The sequence below is a fragment of the Streptomyces sp. NPDC051172 genome (assembly GCF_040682555.1).
In the GTDB taxonomy this organism is placed as follows: Bacteria; Actinomycetota; Actinomycetes; order Streptomycetales; family Streptomycetaceae; genus Streptomyces.
Window position 1 is genome coordinate 1 of record NZ_JBFBBE010000046.1, and the last position, 20700, is coordinate 20700.

At 70.2% G+C, this 20700-nt stretch carries 19 protein-coding genes, 1 pseudogene and 1 riboswitch; of the genes and pseudogenes, 9 read left to right on the forward strand and 11 right to left on the reverse strand.

Annotated elements, in window-relative coordinates:
- The first annotated feature begins 91 nt into the window (after positions 1-91).
- The 4 genes from AB0N07_RS25955 to AB0N07_RS25970 all read left to right on the forward strand — a co-directional run bounded on the left by AB0N07_RS25955 (position 92) and on the right by AB0N07_RS25970 (position 2837).
- Positions 92-499, forward strand: coding sequence for an SDR family NAD(P)-dependent oxidoreductase (locus AB0N07_RS25955; protein ID WP_365838948.1), 408 nt, complete (start codon positions 92-94; stop codon positions 497-499).
- A gap of 34 nt (positions 500-533) precedes the next feature.
- The gene (locus tag AB0N07_RS25960) at positions 534-1217 is read left to right on the forward strand and encodes a DUF2182 domain-containing protein (protein ID WP_365838950.1); all 684 of its coding nucleotides are present in this window, start codon (positions 534-536) and stop codon (positions 1215-1217) included.
- A gap of 77 nt (positions 1218-1294) precedes the next feature.
- A complete protein-coding gene (locus AB0N07_RS25965; protein WP_365838952.1) occupies positions 1295-2062 on the forward strand; it encodes a DUF899 domain-containing protein in 768 nt (255 codons plus the stop codon).
- Positions 2063-2150: 88 nt separating this feature from the next.
- Positions 2151-2837, forward strand: coding sequence for an SDR family oxidoreductase (locus tag AB0N07_RS25970; protein ID WP_365838954.1), 687 nt, complete (start codon positions 2151-2153; stop codon positions 2835-2837).
- Positions 2838-3280: 443 nt separating this feature from the next.
- Here the strand turns inward: AB0N07_RS25970 and AB0N07_RS25975 are convergent, their stop codons facing one another.
- Positions 3281-4114, reverse strand: coding sequence for an undecaprenyl-diphosphate phosphatase (locus AB0N07_RS25975; protein WP_365839069.1), 834 nt, complete (start codon positions 4112-4114; stop codon positions 3281-3283).
- A gap of 104 nt (positions 4115-4218) precedes the next feature.
- On the opposite strand from AB0N07_RS25975, the gene AB0N07_RS25980 reads away from it, so the two are divergent.
- Complete coding sequence (locus tag AB0N07_RS25980) at positions 4219-4605, forward strand: BlaI/MecI/CopY family transcriptional regulator (RefSeq protein ID WP_365838956.1); 387 nt, start codon at positions 4219-4221, stop codon at positions 4603-4605.
- Between the two features lie 13 nt (positions 4606-4618).
- On the forward strand, positions 4619-5563 hold the full coding sequence (locus AB0N07_RS25985) for a M56 family metallopeptidase (RefSeq protein WP_365838958.1): 945 nt from the start codon (positions 4619-4621) through the stop codon (positions 5561-5563).
- Between the two features lie 410 nt (positions 5564-5973).
- Here AB0N07_RS25985 and AB0N07_RS25990 read toward each other — a convergent pair whose 3' ends face one another.
- Together AB0N07_RS25990 and AB0N07_RS25995 are read right to left on the reverse strand one after the other, a co-directional pair.
- Entirely contained in the window at positions 5974-6801 is an 828-nt protein-coding gene (locus tag AB0N07_RS25990; protein ID WP_365838960.1) for a ZIP family metal transporter, read from the reverse strand.
- A gap of 338 nt (positions 6802-7139) precedes the next feature.
- On the reverse strand, positions 7140-8366 hold the full coding sequence (locus AB0N07_RS25995) for an MBL fold metallo-hydrolase (protein WP_365838962.1): 1227 nt from the start codon (positions 8364-8366) through the stop codon (positions 7140-7142).
- Positions 8367-8653: 287 nt separating this feature from the next.
- Between AB0N07_RS25995 and AB0N07_RS26000 the strand changes: the two genes are divergently transcribed.
- Together AB0N07_RS26000 and AB0N07_RS26005 are read left to right on the forward strand one after the other, a co-directional pair.
- The gene (locus AB0N07_RS26000) at positions 8654-9832 is read left to right on the forward strand and encodes a Glu/Leu/Phe/Val dehydrogenase dimerization domain-containing protein (protein ID WP_365838964.1); all 1179 of its coding nucleotides are present in this window, start codon (positions 8654-8656) and stop codon (positions 9830-9832) included.
- Between the two features lie 143 nt (positions 9833-9975).
- A complete protein-coding gene (locus AB0N07_RS26005) occupies positions 9976-10596 on the forward strand; it encodes a TetR family transcriptional regulator C-terminal domain-containing protein (protein ID WP_365838966.1) in 621 nt (206 codons plus the stop codon).
- A 111-nt stretch (positions 10597-10707) separates the two neighbouring features.
- On the opposite strand, the gene AB0N07_RS26010 is transcribed toward AB0N07_RS26005, so the two are convergent.
- The 4 genes and pseudogenes from AB0N07_RS26010 to AB0N07_RS26025 form a co-directional block, all read right to left on the reverse strand.
- Positions 10708-11535 carry an SGNH/GDSL hydrolase family protein gene (locus AB0N07_RS26010; protein ID WP_365838968.1) on the reverse strand — a complete coding sequence of 276 codons (828 nt, stop codon included), beginning with the start codon at positions 11533-11535 and terminating at the stop codon, positions 10708-10710.
- 119 nt (positions 11536-11654) lie between these two features.
- A pseudogene (locus tag AB0N07_RS26015) lies at positions 11655-12064 on the reverse strand (DUF6250 domain-containing protein); the annotation flags it as partial.
- Between the two features lie 66 nt (positions 12065-12130).
- A complete protein-coding gene (locus AB0N07_RS26020; protein ID WP_365838970.1) occupies positions 12131-13030 on the reverse strand; it encodes a peptidoglycan DD-metalloendopeptidase family protein in 900 nt (299 codons plus the stop codon).
- Between the two features lie 4 nt (positions 13031-13034).
- Positions 13035-13202: riboswitch (cyclic di-AMP (ydaO/yuaA leader) on the reverse strand.
- Between the two features lie 307 nt (positions 13203-13509).
- On the reverse strand, positions 13510-15579 hold the full coding sequence (locus AB0N07_RS26025) for an alpha-galactosidase (RefSeq protein ID WP_365838972.1): 2070 nt from the start codon (positions 15577-15579) through the stop codon (positions 13510-13512).
- 169 nt (positions 15580-15748) lie between these two features.
- Here AB0N07_RS26025 and AB0N07_RS26030 point away from each other — a divergent pair, with 169 nt between their 5' ends.
- Complete coding sequence (locus AB0N07_RS26030; RefSeq protein ID WP_365838974.1) at positions 15749-16546, forward strand: tyrosine-protein phosphatase; 798 nt, start codon at positions 15749-15751, stop codon at positions 16544-16546.
- 17 nt (positions 16547-16563) lie between these two features.
- Here AB0N07_RS26030 and AB0N07_RS26035 read toward each other — a convergent pair whose 3' ends face one another.
- From AB0N07_RS26035 to dxs, 4 genes are all read right to left on the reverse strand, one after another.
- Positions 16564-16689 (reverse strand): DUF6126 family protein, encoded by a 126-nt coding sequence (locus tag AB0N07_RS26035; RefSeq protein ID WP_365838976.1) that lies wholly within the window; start codon positions 16687-16689, stop codon positions 16564-16566.
- The gene (locus AB0N07_RS26040; protein WP_365838978.1) at positions 16686-17291 is read right to left on the reverse strand and encodes an XRE family transcriptional regulator; all 606 of its coding nucleotides are present in this window, start codon (positions 17289-17291) and stop codon (positions 16686-16688) included. Before AB0N07_RS26040 ends, AB0N07_RS26035 begins: the two co-directional genes overlap by 4 nt.
- A 68-nt stretch (positions 17292-17359) precedes the next feature.
- Complete coding sequence (locus AB0N07_RS26045; RefSeq protein WP_365838980.1) at positions 17360-18745, reverse strand: aspartate aminotransferase family protein; 1386 nt, start codon at positions 18743-18745, stop codon at positions 17360-17362.
- Positions 18742-20676: a 1-deoxy-D-xylulose-5-phosphate synthase gene (dxs, locus tag AB0N07_RS26050; protein WP_365838982.1), complete on the reverse strand. Its 1935-nt coding sequence runs from the start codon at positions 20674-20676 to the stop codon at positions 18742-18744. The genes AB0N07_RS26045 and dxs overlap by 4 nt, the downstream gene beginning before the upstream one ends.
- Positions 20677-20700 lie beyond the last annotated feature (24 nt).

Genomic DNA, 20700 nt, shown 5'->3' on the forward strand with positions numbered 1-20700 from the left:
ATCCGTATCCGCTCCGGGAAGCCATCCCCCACCACATGATCACGAGCCACAAGCCCCGGATCCTAAAGGATCACCCGGCAAGGAAGCGACGTTGGGGGCGTTCCTCCCGCTGCTGCTCCGCTCCAAGGGAGCGATCGTCAACAACCTGTCGATCAACAGCCTCGCTCCCTTCCCGCTGATTGCGTCCTACTCGGTCTCCAAGGCGGCCGCGTTCTCCCTGACACAGTCGCTGCGCACCCTGCTGGCGGAACAGGGTGTGCGTGTGCACGCCGTGCTGACCGGCCCGGTGGACACCGAGATGAGCAGGGGTATCGACGCCCCGAAGGCGTCCGCTGAGTCCGTCGCGCGGGCCGTCTTCGACGGGGTGGAGAAGGACGAGGAGGACATTTTCCCCGACCTCGCGTCCCAGTCGCTGGCCGAGGGCTGGCGCTCAGGCGTGGCCAAGGCCCTGGAGCTGCAGTTGGCGGACTTCTCGGCGGCGCAGCGTGACAAGTCCTGAGCCGGCGGGCCGAGCCGACGCAGATGTCGGCGGCGTGGCGAGGACCCGGACGCCCGCGACTGCGGTTGCGCTGACGGCGACGCTCGGGCTCACCGCCGTGGCGATGCTCGGGCTCACCGCCGTGTCCTGGGCCGTCGCGGTCCGGCAGATGAACGGGGCGATGGACATGGGCGTGGCGACCCGGCTCGGTTCCTTCGGCTCCTTCGCCGCCCTGTGGGTTCCGATGATGGCGGCGATGATGCTGCCGGGCGCCACACCGGCGGCCCTGCGGCACGCCCACGGCGGTCGCGGATCGGCCGCCGTGCCGCTGTTCGTCGGGGCGTATCTCGCCGTCTGGGCCCTTGTCGGGGTCGCCGGGTACGCGGTGTACCGGCCGCACGGGTCGTTCACCGCCGGCGTGGTGGTGATCGCGGCAGGCGCCTACGAACTCACCCCGCTCAAGCGGCACTTCCGGCGGCACTGCCACGAGGGCGTCCGCTCCGGGCCGGCGTTCGGGCTCTCCTGCGTCGGCTCGTGCATGGGGCTGATGCTGATGCTGCTCGCGCTGGGCGTCATGAGCCTCACCTGGATGTCCCTGATCACCGTCCTCGTCCTCGCGCAGAAGCTGCTGCCCGCGCGAGCCGCCCTCGACGTGCCGTCGGCGCTGGCGATCGTCGGACTCGGACTCCTGATTCTCGCCGCGCCCTCGTCCGTTCCCGGTCTCATGCCATCGATGTGAGACGTCATCGGCGGCGCGGACCGCACACATCCGATGAACAAGAAGAAGCGACAAGAAGCACGAGAAGGTGAGAGACCATGACCGACCACAAGACAGGAACCCATGAGGAGTGGCTCGCGGCCAGGCTGGACCTGCTCGAAGCCGAGAAGGAGCTGACCCGGCGTGGCGACGAACTGGCGCGGCGGCGGCAGGAATTGCCGTGGGTCCGTGTCGACAAGGAGTACCGCTTCGAGACCGAAGCGGGCTCGGCGTCCCTGGACGACCTCTTCGCCGGGCGCTCCCAACTCCTCGTCTACCACTTCATGTTCGGGCCCGAATACAAGGCGGGATGCCGGTCCTGCTCGGCGATCGCGGACGGTTTCGACGGCTCCGTCGTCCACCTCGCGCATCACGACGTCACGCTCTGCGCGGTGTCGCGGGCACCGCTTGCGAAACTGCAGGCGTACAAGCGGCGGATGGGCTGGAACTTCCCCTGGGCGTCGTCGTACGGCAGCGACTTCAACTACGACTTCGGGGTGGCCCATACCGAGGAGGAGTGGCGCGCGGGCGCCGTCACGTACAACTACCGTGAGAACAGGGACTTCCGGCTGCCGTCCGGTGAAGTGGGCGTCCAGCTCGCCGAGTTCGCGGCGAGCATGGGAACGGACTGGGACACGTACCGGCGCGAGGGACCGGGCATGAGCGCGTTCGCGCGCGAGGACGGGGTGGTCCACCACACCTACTCGGCGTACGAGCGCGGCGTCGACGGCCTGTGGGGCATGTACCAGTGGCTCGACCGCGCCCCGCTCGGCCGCAATGAGACCGGCATGTGGTGGCGCCGTCACGACGAGTACGGCAGCCAGTGACACGTATGGACGGCATCACTGCCGATTTCACGAGCCCGGTGGCGCGCGAGCGCCGGTCCGCGGCTTCGACTCTTCACGGAGGACCACCATGAGCATCCGCAACGCCCTCGTCATCGGCGCCGGCAGCGGCGTGGGCCGCGCCACCGCCGATGCCCTCACCGCCGCCGGAGTCGAGGTCCTGGCCACCGGCCACGAGCGGGACGCCACGGGTCCCGCGCAGGTCGCCGCGCTCCTCGACGAGGCCGACCCGGATCTCGTCGTGGTCACCGCGGGGACTCGTCCGCGGATGGCGCCCATCGGGGAGCAGAGCTGGGAGTCGTTCTCGGCGCCGTGGAACGTCGATGTCAAGATCGCCTTCGAGGTGGGCCGGGCCGCACTGACACGCCCGCTGCGGGCGGACTCGATGGTGGTGATCGTGTCGAGCGGGGCGGGGCTCGGCGGCTCACCGCTGTCGGGCGGCTATGCGGGCGCCAAGCGGACGCAAATGTTCCTGGCCGCGTACCTCCAGTCCGCTGCCGACGCCCGTGGACTCGGCATCCGGTTCGTCGCCCTGGTCCCGGACCAGTTGCTGGTGGGCACCACGATCGGTGAGGCCGCGGCCGCCGCGTACGGTGCCGGGAGCGGCCAGTCGGCGGAGGCTTATCTGAAGGACCGCTTCCCGGTGCCGCTCGACGCCGCCGGGGTCGCCCGTGCCGTCCTGGAGATCGCCTCCGGCGAGGAACACCTTCGGAAGACACTGGTGGCCGTGACGGGCAAGGGAGTTGAGGCCCTCTGATCCCCTGCCCGTAGGGGCGGGCTGACCCCTGGCCACCGGCCGGGCGGATCCTGACCGCAGGACGGGCGGATCGGCCTGCGGGACAGGCCGGTCTGACCGCGGGAGGGGCTGATTCGACCGCGAGAGATGCCGACCTGACTGCGGGACAGGGTGATCCGACCGCGGGACGGGCACCCCCGCCCCTCAGTCCGTTTCCGCGTGGACCGAATCCAGGAGCCGCCCCACCGCGGGCCCCGGAGGTCCTGGCAGGACGGCGAGGGCGGTGATCACCGCCGGTCCGGCGAGTGGCCGTACGGCTACTCGCCGGACCGGGACGACCTCCGCGGCCGCGCGACAGAGCACTGGCGCTGAGCCGACCGAGCAGCACTGAGCGGGCAACGCCATGGTCGACGAGGGTGCCGAACAGCGGTTTGTGGAGCATCGTACGGACGGGTGGATCCCCGTCATGCATTCAGCGCCCCGGTGGCCAGCAGGCCCAGTAGTCCCGCCCCGACGACGATCCGGTAGACCACGAACGCGTTGAAGGAATGCTTCGCCACGAACTTCAGCAGCCAGGCGACGGAGGCGTAGGCGACCACGAAGGAGACTGCGGTACCCACGGCCGGCGGCGCGACACCGACCCCTGCGCCCACGGCGTCCTTCAGCTCGTACAGGGCGGCGCCGGTCAGGGCCGGGATGCCGAGGAAGAACGACAGGCGGGTGGCGGCCACACGGTCCAGATCCAGGATCAGGGCCGTGGACATGGTGGTGCCGGAGCGGGAGAAGCCCGGGAAGAGCAGGGCGAGGATCTGCGCACTGCCCACCAGCATCGCGTCCTTGAACGTGGTGTCGTCCTCACCGCGTTTGTGCCGGCCCATCTGGTCCGCCGCCCACATCACACCGGACCCGACGATCAGGGAAGCGGCCACCACCCACAGTGAACCGAGCGGCCCCTCGACGAGCTTCTTGGCGGCCAGGCCCACCACGACGATGGGGATCGTGGCGTAGATGACCCACCAGGCGAACTTGTAGTCGTGGTGGTGGCGCTCCTCCTTGTTGCGCAGACCCCGGCCCCAGGCGGAGACGATCCGCACGATGCCCTTGAAGAAGTACAGGAGCACGGCGGCGATCGCGCCGACCTGGATCACGGCCGAGAAGCCGACCACGGAGGTGCCGTCGACCGGGATGTCCATCAGCCCCTCGGTGATCTTCAGATGTCCGGTGGAGGAGACCGGCAGGAACTCGGTCACCCCCTCCACGACTCCCTGACGGGCGGGAGCTTCTGGAGGACGGGGCAGGCGGCATGGCACACTCGGCCAGCGGAACTTTTACACCCGCATAGATGTTTTACACGTGTGTAGAAGATACACGGTCGGCGGGTAGCGAAAGGAACGACGACGCTGTGAGCGACAACGCACACGCACGCGGCCCGAAACGGGCCAACGGCGTCCGGGAGAACGAGATCCTCGCCCTCCTCCAGCAAGCCGACGGACCGCTCACCCCGGGGGAGGTGACCGAGCGCCTCGGCGGCGAGCTGACGTACAGCAGCGTGGTCACGATCCTCACCCGCATGCACACCAAGGGCCTCCTCACCCGCAGCGCCCGCGGTCGGGCGTACGCGTACGCCCCGGTCACCGACGACGCAGGCTTCGCCGCCCGCCGGATGCGCACCCTCCTGGAGGAACGACCCGACCGCGACGCCGTACTCGCCCGCTTCGCCGACGAACTCTCCGACCGCGACGCAGATCTCCTGCGCCAACTGCTCGGCTCCGAAGCCGACGCCGACTGACAGGGGCCGCCGGATGCGCATCGCCGTCTACGTGCCGCTGCTGCTCTCGCTCCTCGCCCCGCTCAGGGCACGGCTGCTGTCCCAGCGGTGCGAGCCCCGCCTGGCCACCTGGCTGCTCACCGCCTCGTCGCTGGTGCTGGGGACCGCGAGCATGATCTCCCTGGGCCTGCTGGCCGCCACCGGCCTGATCCGCGTCCCGCAGCTCGCCGACCTCGGGCACTGGTCGTCCCACAGCGCGCAGCGCGACAGCCCGACCGAGCTCTCCATCGCTCTCGTCGCAGGACTACTGCTGGGCGGTGCGGTGCTCGCGGCCGTCCGCATGCTCTGGCGTCGCGCCCGCACGCTGGCCGCCGCGGCGATGGACGCGGCGTGCATGCCCGCGCGCGACGGCCTGGTCGTCATGGAGGACGAAGCCCCCGACGCCTACGCACTCCCCGGACTGCCCGGCCGGGTCGTCGTGTCCACCGGCATGCTGCACACCCTGCACGAGACCGAGCACGACATCCTGCTCGTCCATGAGCGCGCCCATCTGACGGCCCACCACTACGCCTTCGTCGCCGTGGCCCAGCTCGGCGCCGCCGCCAACCCGCTCCTGCGCCCGCTCGCCACCGCCGTCACGTACACCATCGAACGCTGGGCCGACGAGAACGCGGCCACCGCCACCGGCGACCGCACCCGGGTCGCCCGCACCGTCGGCAAGGCCGCCCTCGCCGCCCGCCGCACCCCGGCCCGCATCCGCGTCACCGGCGCCGCCCTCGGCATCCTCGGCCACCGCGGCCGCTTCGCGGGCCCCGGCCCGGTACCCCGCCGCGTCGCCGCGCTCCTCGCCCCGCCCCTGGGACGCCACCCGGCCCTCACCGCAGCAACCGCGGCCGTTCTGACCGCTGCGACAATCACCACCGCCGAGGCAGCACACGACCTCCACCTCCTGCTGCAGACGGTCGGCGCCTGGTCGTAATGGCTGCTGTACGCCACCCCGACTGACGTTCAGGCTGACGCGGACGTCGGCGAACCGCCGGCGGCGGGCGTTGACTTCAGGCGGTCGGCAGGCCCTGGCCTCCAAGGGCTCCGGCGGTGCCCGCCGCAAGCACGCCGTGACCCGCGCCCGCGAGGCCCCCCGCCAGGCTGACACCATCACAGGTGGCCGTCTGCCCGCTCGGCGCGGCGCCAACGGCGCGTCCAAGGGGATGTGCTTCGCAACCCCAGCCGTTGAGGATCTCCAGACACCGCTGCCCGCCGTCACGCCTCCTCGCAAGAACCGCACATGCCCCGTCGTCTCAGCCACCCGCACGCACTTCCCAGGGAACACGCACGTCAGCTGCCCGCGACTCCTCTCGCGGGCAGCTGTCGGCAGGCGGTACGGGAGCTTCAGGCTCCGGCGGCGGTGACGACGGCGTCGGTGGCGAAGCCGAGGACGAGGCCCAGCAGGACGCACCAGGTGGTCAGGGTCTTCAGCGCGGCCTTGCGGGCAACGGCCAGCAGCTCGATGACCACGTAGAGGATCGACCCCGCGGCCAACCCCAGGAAGGCGATCGACACGGTGTCGTCGACCACGTGCTGGCCCACCACGGTGCCGAGGAAGGTCGGACCGCCGCCGATCAATCCGAGCAGCAGCAGCGTGGCCCATGAGGGGCGTTCACCCTCGGCGGCCAGCGGGGCGACGATGCCGAACCCTTCGGTGGCGTTGTGCAGACCGAAGCCGATGATGAGGAGTACGGCGAGGGAGAGTTCGCCCTTGGCGGCGGAGTTGCCGATGGCCAGGCCCTCGGCGAAGTTGTGCAGGCCGATGCCGGTGGCGATCATCAGCGCGAGCGAGCCGGCCTTGCTCCTGGCCCTGGGGGCCAGCTCGGCGGAGGCGGCAGCGCCGGGGCCGACGTTCCGCGCTGCGGAGACCGCACGGCGGGCGATCCAGCCGTCGTAGTACACCAGGCCCATCAGCCCGATCCCGAGGCCCACGGCGAGGGTGAGGCCCCCGGAGGCCACGGTTCCCCAGTCGTGCTTGCCCAGCGCCTCGTCGACCGGCTCCCAGGCGTGCGTGAGGACGTCCCAGACCAGGAAGATCAGGATGCCGATGGCGACGGCGTTCAGACCTGCGCGCAGCCGGGGGCTCGGGTTGCGCAGTCGACCGAGGGGCAGGCCGAGGTAGATGGTGAACCCTGCGATGGCACCCAGCAGGGCTACCTGGGCACTGGACATTAGGGGGACTCCAGTTGGAAGAGCGGAGAGGTACCCCTCGAAACTAGATGAGGCAAGGCTTACCTAATAGATCCCTGTGGGTCGATTTTGAGAAATCTTGGCGAATTCCTTGCGATCCGCATCCGCACCGCCCAGAGGATGACACCGGCCGCAGGGCATCGTGCCGACCAGACCCTCCACCGACTCCCCTCCGGCTACGCCGTCCCGTTCGGCAACGCCGACCTCGCCCGGCTGGGCTGCGGCCGGAACACGGCGCCTCGAAACAGCCACGCTTGAAGCCGCTCAGCTTCCGACATAACAGCCAAGGCATCCGTCACGCACCTCGGCTCGTCCATGATTCAGACCTCGCCCACAAGATCGAGATCCTCACGAGTCGGCTTCGAGGCGAGCGCGGGGACGGGCCACTCATGGTCCGGTACGTACCCCACACCCCGCCACCACGGCTCGACGGGCAGCACCCCGGCCGGCTCGAACGGCTGCCCGGGCACAGGAAGGGCAACCGCCTGCCCCACCGCATCAGCAGCGGCCTTGGTCCACTCACCGGGCTCGGCCCACGGATGGAAGGCCAGGTTGAACGTCCCCCAATGGATCGGCAGCAGTACCCCGCCAGGCTCGCCTTGCTGCAGGTCAAGGTGCGATTGGACGCCCTGGACAGGGCTCATGTGAATGTCCGGCCACGCACCCGGCACCGGCGTGGAATCCGTGTGGTTCTTGGGCCAGAAGTCGGAGTACGCGCCGATCTGGATCATCGTGGCGTCGAAGGGTCCGTGCTCGGCGCCGATGTCCTTGAAGCCCTCGAAGTAGCCGGTGTCGCCGCTGTGGAAGATCCGGTGCTCGTCCCCGGCGACGGACCAGGAGGCCCACAGGGTGTGCTGGGTGTTGCGCAGGCCGCGGCCGCAGAAGTGGCGGGCCGGGGTGGCGGTCAGGGTGAGGCCGCCGACCTTGGTCGCCTCGTGCCAGTCCAGCTCGCGCAGCCGGTCGGCGGAGACGCCCCAGTGTTCGAGGTGGGCGCCGACGCCGAGGGGGACGGCGAAGAGCGTGTCCCTGTCGGCCAGTGCCTCGATGGTGGGCAGGTCCAGGTGGTCGTAGTGGTCGTGCGAGATGACGACGACGTCGACCGGGCCGAGTGCGGCGATCGGCAGCGGTGCCGGGTGCAGGCGCTTGGGGCCGACGAAGGAGAACGGGGAGCAGCGCTCGCCCCACACGGGGTCGAAGAGCACCCGCTGTCCGTCGATCTCGGCGAGCACGCTGGAGTGGCCCATCCAGGTCAGCCGCAGTCCGGTGGCGGGAGGCTTCGCGATGTCGGCGAGTGTCGTGGGGTGCACCGGGATCGTGCCCTCGGGGGCGCGCCGGGGGCGCTCGTCCTTGTCGAAGAAGACCTTTGCGAAGTCCAGCGTCGAGCCGGAGGGCCGGATCCGTGCGGTGCCTCCGGGATTCTGGAAGACCCCGTCCTTGAAGTGCGGTGATCTGCGGATGCGCGCGAGGCGCTCACCGCTCGGGTCCGCGCCGAAGCCCGCGGGCTGCAGCGCGCGGAGCCCGGAGCTCAGGGAACGGAAACCGGACACGGTACCTCCAGCTGGAGTCGATGAGGCATTCCATTATGGTCGGCTCCTCCGACAACACCTCGGTCGTGCGGGTCGCCGCGGGCCCATTCCAAGGAAAGCCCAAAGATTGTCCACCCCTCGGTGAACGGCCGACCGGCGGTGTCCATTCCCGTGGCCCCGGCGGCGCCGAGGTGATCGATCCGCCCGTTGACAGGGTGTACCTCCCATTCCGATACTGACTGCCTATTCAGTAAAGGGGGGCCTTCGTCATCCGCCGCCGCCCTGATGACCATCCGCGAGGAGATCGCATGACCGCCCCCCTGATGTCGGTCACCTGGACCGACCACCTCACCGGCCGCCAGGGCTTCCTGGTCGTCGACCGGCTGGTGCGCGGCGTCTCCAGCGGCGGGCTGCGCATGCGCGCGGGCTGCAGCCTGGACGAGGTCGCCGGGCTCGCGCGCGGGATGACCATGAAGGAGGCGCTGCACTACAACCCCGAGGGTCGCTACATCCCTCTGGGCGGCGCCAAGGGGGGCATCGACTGCGATCCCCAGGACCCGGGGGCGTACGCGCTCCTGGTGCGTTACCTGCGGGCCATGAAGCCGTACGTCGAAAACTTCTGGACCACCGGGGAGGACCTCGGTCTCAGCCAGGACCTGGTGGACCGGGCGGTGGCCGAGGCGGGGCTGGTGTCGTCGATCCAGGCCGTGTATCCCCTGCTCGACGACGAGGCGGAGGCGCGACGGCGGCTCGCGGACGCGTTCGCGATCGAGGTGGACGGCATCGGTCTTGACGAGCTGGTCGGCGGGTGCGGGGTCGCCGAGTCGGCGCTCGCGGCTCTGGACCGGGCCGGGGTGGCGTATGCCGGAACCCGGGTCGCCGTACAGGGGCTGGGCACGATGGGTGGGGCGACGGCGCGTTTCCTCGCGCGCGCGGGGCTCACCGTCGTCGCCGTCGCCGACATCAAGGGCACCATCGCCAACCCGGCCGGCCTCGACGTCGAGGCGCTGCTCGCCGCGCGGGACGCGTACGGCACCGTGGACCGTGCGGCCCTGCGCCCCGGCGACCGTGAACTGCCCGGCGACGCCTGGCTGTCGGCGGAGGCCGAGGTGCTCGTGCCCGCGGCGGTCTCGTACGCGGTCGACACCGCCGACCAGGAGCGGATCACCGCCCGCTGGATCGTCGAGGCGGCCAACATGCCCGTACTGCCCGAGGCGGAGGAGCTGCTGGCCGCGCGCGGGGTGACCGTACTGCCGGACGTGGTCGTCAACTCCGGGACCAACGCCTGGTGGTGGTGGACCCTGTTCGGCGACATCGGCCCGGACGCCCAGGAGGCGTTCGCCCACACCCGCCGCTCGATGCGCGCCCTGACCGAGCAGATGCTGGCCCGCGCGGAGGCCGACGGGACGAGCCCGCGGGCGGCCGCGCACGCCATCGTCGCGGACCGGCTGCCGGTGATAGCGGAACGCTTCGGCTGGTACCGGTGACGACGGTCCGAGCACGTGTGCCGGACAACCCGGCCGCCCGGAAAAGTACCAGCAGGCGTACGGCCGTACGGCGCACCCTCTCGAACCCGCCAAGCGCTGGCCTCTCCCCGGCGTCTCCAGCGGCGACGGAATAGGGTGACCTCGTGGCGAGAGTGCGGTTGAGTGTGGCCGAGCGGCGCGAGGAGTTGCTGCGGGCCGCCATCGGGCAGATCGAGGCGCGGGGTGTGGCGGCGGTCCGGATCGCCGACGTCGCCTCAGCGCTCGGCGTGAGCAACGCGCTGGTGCTGTACCACTTCTCCACCAAGGAGAAGCTGGTCGCCGCCGCGTTCACCTTCGCGGCCGAGGACGACCTCGCGCATCTGCGCAAGCTTCTCGGCCGCCGTACGACGGCGCTGCGGCGACTGCGGTCGGCGGTGCGCTGGTACGCACCCACGGGCCAGGCCAAGGGCTGGCGGCTGTGGATCGAGGGCTGGGCGGCGGCGCTGCGCGAGCCCGCGCTGCAGGAGGTCACGCGCGACCTCGACAAGCAGTGGAAGGCGGCGATCGCCGAGGTCGTCACGGAGGGCGTGGCCGCGGGCGAGTTCGACTGCCCGGACCCGCATGGCGCGGCCCTGCGGCTGACCGCCCTGCTCGACGGGCTCGCCGTGCAGCTGACTTCGTACGCGGGTGCCGTGCCGCGGGCGCGGGCGCAGGAGTGGGTGGACGACGCGCTGGCCCGTGAACTGGGGCTGGAGCGGGCGGCGTTGACGGCTTCGGAGCACTGAGCCCCCGCACTCGGCGGGGCTCGTGCCACCGGACCGCTTCACCGCCCGCCGCAGCGAGGGCCGCTGTCAAGCCATCACGAGCGCCCCGCCCAGCACGGTTTCAGGCGCCCGTCAGGCCACCGAGGCGATCCGCATCTTGATGTCGTCCGGCGACAGTGCGCCCTTCGCCGTGACGTGGTCCCCGGACGACTCGCCGCGCAACCGGCGGCCGATCCACGGCACCAGGTACTCGCGCGCCCATTGCACGTCGTCCCGTCGTACCTCGAGGGTGCCGCGCGGCGGGAGCGGCGGCCAGGGCTGGTCGGGGTCGGCCGGCACCTCGAGGCCGAGGACCTGTCCGGCGCGCAGCGCCACGCGCGTGTGCCCCTCGGGTGAGAGATGGAGGCGGTCGCCGTCCCACGCCCTGCGGTCCTGAACGGTCTTCAGGGACCACAGGTCGAGCACGGGACAGCCGTACCGGTCGGCGATGGCCCGGACATGACCGTTGTAGGTGGCGATCTTGCCGCGCAGGTGCTTGAGCACGGGGACGCCACGGGTGTCGAAGCCGGTGGTCACCATGACCGTGCCGGCGATTTCGGTGAGCCGGGCCACCGCCCGCTCGAAGCGCTCGGCGACCTCGTCGGGGTCGGTGCCGGGACGGATGATGTCGTTGCCGCCCGCACAGAAGGAGACCAGGTCCGGCGTCAGTTCGACGGCCTGCGGAACCTGGTCCTCCACTATCTGGTCGAGCAGTTTGCCGCGCACGGCGAGGTTCGTGTATCTGAAGTCGCCCTCGGGTCGCCGGTCGGCGAGAAGCACCGCGAACCGGTCGGCCCAACCGACGAACGCCCCGTCGGGGCCGGGGTCGCCGACGCCCTCGGTGAAGCTGTCCCCCACCGCAACGTACGACCCGATCTCTGATCTGCTGTCACTCTTCGAATCGTCTGCCACATCGACCATGATTCACCTTTGAATGTGACCTACGCGACCGTAGGAAAGGGTTGACGCGCGGTGAGATAGGCCACTTCTAAAGTGTTCACCAAGCTCGGAATAACCCTCCGACCAGAGATGTTGACGCGTCAGCGATGTTGTGGGGCGGGCCGCCAGACCCTGAAGTCGGCGATGCGGAAATGGCTCCATGTGGTCCGGAAGGCGAAGTGGCCCCTTGTGTACGGCTCGCGACCAGGAGCGGCTCCGTGTAGTCGTGGATCAGCGGGCGGACCCCGGGCTCCCCGACGTGACGGCGCAGCCGGGTCGTGGTGTTCGTGTTGGCGCCGTAGCACACGTAGTACGTCCTGAGGCAGTCGTACTCGGCCGGCGCCCCGCCGCGGTGGGTGGCGAAGAGGTCGTCCGGGGAGCGGACGTCGGTGGCGTTCCAGATGTTGTCGAGGTCGGACACGCGGTCGTTCGCGCCGCCTTCCGAGACGGGCGTCGCCGTGTACTGGATGACGTACGGCCCTTCGAGCCTCTGTCCGAACCAGACCGTCGAAGGCCGGACCCGGGGATCGAGGTCCGGCCTTCGGCGGCGTGTCAGGCAGGTGGTTCCGAGGGGAGGTCAGCCGACGCCGACGCCCTTCGAGCGGAGGTAGGCGACCGGGTCCACGTCGGAGCCGTAGTCGGGCGTGGTACGGATCTCGAAGTGCAGGTGCGGGCCGGTCACATTGCCGGTCGCGCCGGAGAGGCCGAGCTGCTGGCCCTCCGCCACGGTCTGGCCGGCCGAGACGGAGATCTGGGACATGTGGCCGTACTGGGCGTAGTAGCCGTCGGCGAGCCTGACGACGACCTGGTTGCCGTAGGCGCCGCCCCAGCCCGCGGAGACGACGGTGCCCGCGCCCACGGACTTGATGGAGGTGCCGGTCGGGACGACGAAGTCGACGCCCGTGTGGTACCCGCTGGACCACATGCTGCCGGCCACGTGGTAGCCGGTGCCGATGGTGCCGCCGATCACCGGGAGGGTGAAGCCGGTGGGGGCGGACTCGGAGGCCTTGGTGGCAGTCGCCTCGGCCGCTGACGAGGACGTCTTGGAGGCGGACGAGGGCGACGACTCGGTGGTGTCCGTCGCGGCCTTCCTGCCGATCGTCAGTTTCAGGCCCGGGTGGATCAGCGACGGGTTGTCGCCGACGGCCCGTCGGTTGTCCGAGTAGAGCCTGTGCCAGCCGCCGGCGACATGCTGCTCGTCGGCGATCTTCGAGAGGTAGTCGCCGGTCCGCACCGAATAGGTCCGCACGCCCGCATTTTCGGCGGCGCTCTTCTGGGCCGTCTTCTTCTCGGCGACCGGAAGGGACTGGACGGCCTTTTTCGAAACCGTCTGGGGAGCGGACTGCGTGGTGACGGCATGGGCGCCGGTGGCCCCCATGAGCGGGAGAGCGAGTGCGGCGCCACCGGTTCCGGCGACGGCGATGGAGCGGGTGAAGCGCTGGGGCTTCGGACGGCGGTGCTTACCCTTCGCGGGCATGACGAATTCCTCTCCGGCGCCTGCGAGGTGAGCTGTCGGGTTCGGGCTGGAGATGCCCGGCCACGCATACGACGCGGCTTTACCCCTAGCCGTTCCGGAGACCGGAACAGGCGGTTGTACCTGTGGGTCCCCCGCTCCTGCCGTTCACGGGTGAGTTCTGCGGGCACCGGGCGGCGGCAGGATTGGGCGTCCGTCCGGATTGGTGGCGAACGTAAGCGACCAGGACGCAAAGGAACAAGTGCTGGTTCCCCGAGAATGCGTTTCTATTGATCCCGTGAGAGAAAACCCGGTGACCCTGCGTGAATTCCCGGATGATCATCTCCGTCAAACGCCCTTGTAAAGCACCTGAATTACGTGGACATGACGCGCCACGCACCGTCACGGATATGACGCTCCTCACGTACCCCTGCTCCAGGATCCCCTATTCGGGAGCGAGTTGGAATGAAGGGGCCGAAGGAGCGCCAATCCGGACAGAAGGCTCAGATGCGCCGCAGACGGAAAACTGCCGCGTCGAGGTCACCGCGCAATCCGGTGCGCAGTCCGTGATGCAGCAATACGGCACCGCTGTGGATTTCGCCTGTTTCGGGGCATTCATACGAGGCTGTCGGGTCGAGACCCCGCAGTCGCAGCGCCGGCACGGGCTCGCCGTGGCTCTGCGCCTGGAGCCAGGCGAGGACGACCGCCTCGTCCCCGCGCACGTACTGCACCGCGCTCAGCCCGCCCCGCGGCGGCCGGAGCCGGTAGAGGTCGCCGTGCTGCACCAGCGGCCGGATCTCCTTGTAGAGCGCCACCCATTCGCCGGCCTCGGCGAGCTCCTCCTCGGTCCACCGGGTGAGGTCGCCGCCGACCCCGAGCACACCGGCCATGGAGCTCACGAACCGGAAGCGCAGCGAGCTGATCCGGCCGTTGAGCTGGGTGTTCGGGCTGTCGGTGACCCAGGCGGCCATGACCCGCGCGGGGTGGATCTGGCTGAAGCCGTGCTGGATGGCGAGCCGGTCGAGCGGGTCGGTGTTGTCGGAGGTCCACACCTGGTCCGTACGGCTGATGATCCCGAGGTCGATGCGGCCGCCGCCGCCCGAGCAGGACTCGAAGGCGACATTCGGGTGGGCCGCCCGCAGCCGGTCCAACAGGGCGTACAGGGCACGGACATGATCGACCCACAGGCGCTGCGGGTAGGGCTCGCCGGGCCAGCCCGCGTCGGTGAAGCAGCGGTTGAAGTCCCACTTCACATAGTCGATCGGGGCGCTGGAGAGGAGCGCGTCGAGCTGCTCCCAGAGGTATTCCTGGACGTCTTCCCTGGCCAGGTTCAGTACGAGCTGGTTGCGGAATTCCGTCCGCTTCCGTCCCGGTTGGAACTGCACCCAGTCGGGGTGGGCGCGGTAGAGCTCGCTGTCCGGGTTGACCATCTCGGGCTCGACCCAGATGCCGAACTGCATCCCGAGGGCGTGCACATAGTCCGCGAGGGGCTTGAGGCCGTTCGGGAAGCGGTCCCGGTTGACCGTCCAGTCGCCGAGTCCCGCGCGGTCGCTGGTGCGCTTGCCGAACCAGCCGTCGTCGACCACGAACAGCTCGACGCCGATCGCCGCGGCGCGCCGCGCCAGGGTGCCCTGCTGCTCCTCGGAGATGTCGAACTCGGTGGCCTCCCAGGAGTTGAACAGCACCGGCCGGTCCCGGTCGGCGTCGGGGATGACGTACGCGCGCTGGTAGGCGTGCCAGGCGCGGCTCGCGCCGCCGAAGCCGCCGTCGCTCCACAGACCGGCGAAGACAGGAGTCGTGTACGACTCGTCCGACTCCAGGCGCAGCAGCCCGGAGTCGTCGTAACCGGGGCCACCGGTGATCTGCACGCGCGCGTCCGGGAGTTGCGCCACCGCGATCCGCCAGGAACCCGACCAGCCCAGAGCGCAGCCGTAGACCTCGCCGCTTTCCTCGGTGGCGTCGGTGTCGAGGGCGACCCAGGGCAGGTGCTGGTGTCCGGTGTGGCCGCGGCGGCTGCCGATGATCTTCTCACCGTAGGTGAGCGGCGAGGCGGTCAGCCGGGACTCGGCGGCCCAGCGGCCGTGCAGCTGGGACAGCCGCCACTCCTCGCGATCGGGCAGCGTCCAGGTCGCGGGGTCGGCGCGCAGCAACTCCAGGGCGGGCCCCTCGTTGTCGAGGGTCACCCAGCGTTCCACGACGTCGTGCCGGATCCGGTAGTGCAGCGTGATCGCGAGCCCGCCGTCCCGGAAGCCCAGCCGGAGGTGGTCGCCCTCCGCCTCATACGCCTCGAAGCGCCACTCGGTACCGCGCCGCTCGTCACCCCGCACGGACAGTGCGGGCCGCACGAAGCGGGGACCGCCCTCCACGGGGTACTCCTCGCGCCCGTCGAGCGGGGACTCGAAGGGCCAGTAGTCGGGCAGCGGGCGGACGGCGAGTGCCTCGGCGTCGGCGAGCGCTATCCGGGGGCCCCAGTGCAGGTGCAGCAGTTCGTCGTCCTCGGTGAGGTGGACGGCGTAACTGCTGGCCGGCCCCGAGAGGAGCCATGTACGGCCGTTGTCTGCGATCTCCAGCATCAAGCCCTCACACATCCGAACAGGTGCGACCAATCCGCAACATCATCAAGGCATGTGAGCCCTGGTCGCAACGCCTGTGGACAACTCATTGCCCCAGGAATCCATGTCGTATCGTCGGGAGGGTGCCCGACGACGAGCCGCGCGGTCGGGCGGACTGGGAGGAACCCCCGTGACGCAGCAGATCCCGTCGACCGAACCCGAGCTGGCCGGAGTCCGCAACTTCCGTGATGTGGGAGGACTTCCGACGGTGGACGGACGGCGGGTGCGCCACGGAGTGCTGTTCCGCAGCGGCCACCTCGCACACGCGACCGAGGAGGACGCCGAGTTCCTGTCCTCCCTGGGGCTGCACACGATCTTCGACTTCCGCAACGCGGCGGACCAGAAGCTGGAGGGTCCGGACGTCGAGCTGCCGGGCGTGCGCAATGTGAACCTGCCACTGACGGACCCGGCGGACGGCTCCGGGTTCTGGAAGATGGTCCGGGAGGGTGAGATCGAGCAGCTGCGCGAGCTCCTCGGCGACGGCAAGGCGGCGAACCGCATGATCGTCTCCTACCGCACGATCATCAAGGAGCGCACCGCCGAGCACGCGCACGTGCTGCGCTCGCTCGCCGAGGACAGTGTGCCCGCCCTGATGCACTGCGCGGCGGGCAAGGACCGTGCGGGGCTGTCCATAGCCGTGACGCTGCTCGCGCTGGGCGTCGAGCACGAGGCGATCGTCGCGGACTACCTGGAGTCGAACGCCAAGCACCGCCGCTACAAGGTGCACCGCAGCAGCAGCTCCGCCGCGGCCTACTCCCCTGAGGTGATGGAGCTGCTCAGCCCTCTGTTCGAGGCGCGTTCCGACTATCTGTCGGCGGCCTTCGAGACGATCGAGGCGACGTGGGGCGACGCCGACACCTATCTGGAGCAGGGGCTGGGGCTCACCCCGGAACTCCGCGGGCTGCTGCGTGAGCGACTGCTCGACTGATCACGCGGGCCATTCCGCTATTTCGCCCCCACCGTGAACAGCAGGTAGATGAAGGCCGCGAAGAGGTGCCCCACCGCGATGTAGATGATCAGGCGCACCCACAGGGCGCGGGGGAACTTCTCCTCCATGTTGCTGTTGCTCATGGCATCTCTCCGGTGATCGGGCCCAGGCACAGCGTGGCCGTCGGGCTCTGCAGCAGGGTGTGGACGAACAGGAGCTCCACGCCGTCGGGATCCTGGGCGGCGAGCCGGTGCGGGGTCAGCGAGTCGAAGTGCGCGCTGTCGCCGGGGGCGAGCCGGTGCGTGGTGTCCCCGAGCCGCAGCCGCAGCCGCCCCTTGAGGACGTACAGCCACTCCTCGCCCGGGTGCACCCGCACGATGTCGCCCTGCGAGCCGTGCGGTACGTGGACCCGCAGGGCCTGCATGCCGCGGCCGGGCGCGCCGGCCTGGAAGTAGGTCCAGCCGCCGGCGGCGGTGGGTTCCATGTCGGCGGCGCGTACGACGGCGTCCCGGTCGGCGACCGTCTCGCCGAGCAGCTCGGACACCGTCGTACCGTAGATACGGGCGAGGGCGAGCAGCATCGGCAGCGACGGCTGACGCTGCCCGGTCTCCAGCCGGGAGAGATGGGCCGCCGACAGCCCGGCGGCACGCGCCGCGGCCTCCAGCGTGAGGGAGGCACGGCGGCGCAACGCGCGCAGCTGGGGTGCGACGGCGGGAAGCTCCGCTTCGGCTTCCTGAGAGCTCATGCCCTCCATTCAGCCGGAGCTTTGCCTATACGGCAAATTTCTTGCCTCCCAGGCAAAAGCGCGGCGGTCTACCGGTTGGCGACCGCCTGCTTCACCAGCGTCTTGCTGAAGTCCCACATCAGGCCACCGCCGCTGTGCGCGTCGTCCATGACGGCGGTGAAGGCGTCGACGAACCGGTCCACGTCCTGCTCGCCGATGATCAGGGGCGGGATCAGCTTGATCACCTCCAGGTGGTCGCCGGAGACCTGGGTGAGGATCCTGTGCCGCTGCAGCAGCGGTACCACGACCATCTGCGCGAACAGGCCCTTCCGCGCGGCCTGCAGCATCGTCCAACGGCTGCGCAGCTTCAGCGACTTGGGCCTGCCGAACTCGATGCCGATCATCAGGCCCCGGCCGCGGACGTCCGCGAGCAGCTCGTACTTGTCGATCAGCGCCGCGAGCCGGGATCTCAGCTGCTCGCCGGTCACGCGCGCGTGGGCGACGACCTGCTCGTTCTCCATGACGGACAGCACGGCGAGACCGGCCGTCATGGCCTGGGCGTTGGACCCGAAGCTCGCCGAGTGGACCAGCACCCGGTCCATCGACGAGTACACCTTCTTGAAGATCCAGTCCTTGCCGAGGGTGGCGCCGACGGGCACATAACCGCCGGAGAGTGCCTTGGCCACGCACACCAGGTCCGGCTCGACGCCCTCCTCGTGCTGGTAGGCGTAGAAGTCACCGGTCCTGCCCAGGCCCGTCTGCACCTCGTCGGCGATGAGCAGCGCCTTGTGCTTGTGCAGCAGCTCCTGTGCGGCCCGCAGATAGCCGGGCGGGGCCTCGTGCACGCCCTTGCCCTGGATCGGCTCGACGATCAGGGCGGCGACGTCACCCTTCTTCAGCTCCCGTGCCAGGGCGTCGAGATCGCCGAGCGGTACGGCCGTGTCGGGCAGCAGCGGGGCGAAGCCGTCGCGGAAGCCGTCCTCGCCGTTGACCGACAGCGACCCGGTGGTCAGGCCGTGGAAGGCGTGGTCGCAGTACAGGATCCTCGGCCTCCCGGTGGCGTACCGGGCGAACTTCAGCGCGGTCTCCACCGCCTCCGTGCCGCTGTTGCCGAAGAACACCCGGTCCAGGTGCGGGCTGTACGAGAGCAGCTTCTCCGCCAGCAGCCCGGGCAGCGGCTGGCAGTCGAAGCGGGTGAGGTCGGCGAGAGAGGCGTCGAGGACGTCGTGCAGCGCCTTGCGGACGACGGGGTGGTGGCGGCCCAGGCCCATCACCCCGAACCCGGCGAGCATGTCCAGGTAGTCGTTGCCGTCCGCGTCCCAGAAGTGGGCGCCCTCGGCGCGCTCGTAGACCTTGTCGAAGCCGATGGTGTGCAGCATGCGCGGGAGCTGGTGGTTCAGGTACTTCCCGTGCAGCTCGTAGCGCTCGGCTCCGCGCTCGGCCAGGAGTGCGCCGAGGTCGAACTCCTTGGTCATTCAGCCTTCTCCTTGACTGCGCCGTCCAGCTGTTCCTTGACGGCCAGGGTGTCCTCGGCCTCCTTGACGGCGAGGCTCGCGCTGATCCGACCGGCCACCTCGACCGGCGTGAGGCCGATGTCGGCCAGCACCTCCCCGCGCTTGGCGTGCGCGAGGAACTGCTCCGGGATGCCGAACCGCCGTACGGGGACGTCGACTTCGGCGTCACCGAGCGCCAGCGCGACCGCCGCGCCGACTCCGGCCGCACGGCTGTTGTCCTCGACCACGGCCACCAGCCGGTGCTCGGCGGCCAGGCCCGGGAGCGACGGGTCGACGGGCTTGACCCAGCGCGGGTCGACGACGGTGCACGAGATGCCGCGGGCCTCCAGCAGTTCGGCGGCCTGCAGGCACACGGGTGCCATGACGCCGACGGCGACCAGCAGCACCTCGGGGGTGTCCGGGCCGCGGTGCAGGACGTCGAGGCCGCCCACCCGGTCGACCGCCGGGATCCGAGGCCCCACCGACTCCTTCGGGAAGCGGACCAGCGTCGGCGCGTCGTCGACGGCGACGGCCTCGCGCAGCTGCGCCCGCAGCTGGTCGGCATCGCGTGGCGCGGCGATCCTGAGCCCTGGCACGACCTGGAGGATCGACATGTCCCACATGCCGTTGTGGGAGGGCCCGTCGACGCCGGTGACGCCGGCCCGGTCCAGGACGAACGTCACCCCGCAGCGGTGCAGCGCCACGTCCATCAGCAGCTGGTCGAAGGCACGGTTGAGGAAGGTGGCGTAGACGGCGACGACCGGGTGCAGCCCGCCGGTCGCGAGGCCTGCCGCGGACACGGCCGCATGCTGCTCGGCGATGCCGACGTCCCACACCCGGTCCGGGAAGCGTGCGGCGAACTTCCCCAGCCCCACCGGGTGCAGCATGGCCGCCGTGATCGCGACGACGTCCTCCCGCTCCTCCCCGATCGCGACGATCTCGTCGCCGAACACCGAGGTCCAGGAAGGCCCGCCTGCGGGAGCGAGGGGCTCGCAGGTGAGCGGGTCCATCACACCGACGGTGTGGAAGTGGTCCTCCTCGTGGGCGATGGCCGGCTCGTAGCCGCGGCCCTTCTCCGTCAGGCAGTGGACGAGGACCGGTCCGTGGAAGCGCTTCGCACGCCTGAGCGCCGACTCGACGGCCCCGATGTCGTGCCCGTCGATCGGGCCGACGTACTTCAGACCCAGGTCCTCGAACATGCCCTGCGGGGCGAACGCGTCCTTGAAACCCTTCTTGGCGCCGTGCAGCGATTCATAGATGGTGTTGCCGACGACCGGCGTGCGCAGCAGGACGTCCTTGCCCCAGGCGAGCACCTTCTCGTAGCCGTCGGTGGTGCGCAGGGTGGCCAGGTGGTTGGCGAGGCCGCCGATGGTCGGCGCGTACGAGCGCTCGTTGTCGTTGACGACGATGATCAGCGGGCGGTCCTTGGCGGCCGCGATGTTGTTCAGCGCCTCCCAGGCCATGCCGCCGGTGAGGGCGCCGTCGCCGATGACCGCGACGACGTGTCCCTTCTCGCCCTGCACCTGGCGGGCCTTGGCGAGGCCGTCGGCCCAGCCGAGCGCCGTGGAGGCGTGGCTGTTCTCGACGATGTCGTGCTCGGACTCCTCGCGCGAGGGATAGCCGGACAGGCCGCCCTTGCCGCGCAGCTTGGAGAAGTCCTTACGGCCCGTCAGGATCTTGTGTACATAGCTCTGATGGCCGGTGTCCCAGACGATGCGGTCGACGGGCGACTCGAAGACCCGGTGCAGCGCGACGGAGAGTTCCACCACCCCCAGGTTGGGCCCGAGGTGCCCGCCGGTCCTGGCCACCGCGTGCACCAGGAACTCTCTGATTTCTTCGGACAGTTCGCGAAGCTCCGTCTCGGACAGCGCCTTCAGGTCGCGTGGTCCCCGGATGTTCTCCAGAATGGTCACGCTCGGGCCCCCTTCGGTCCGTGC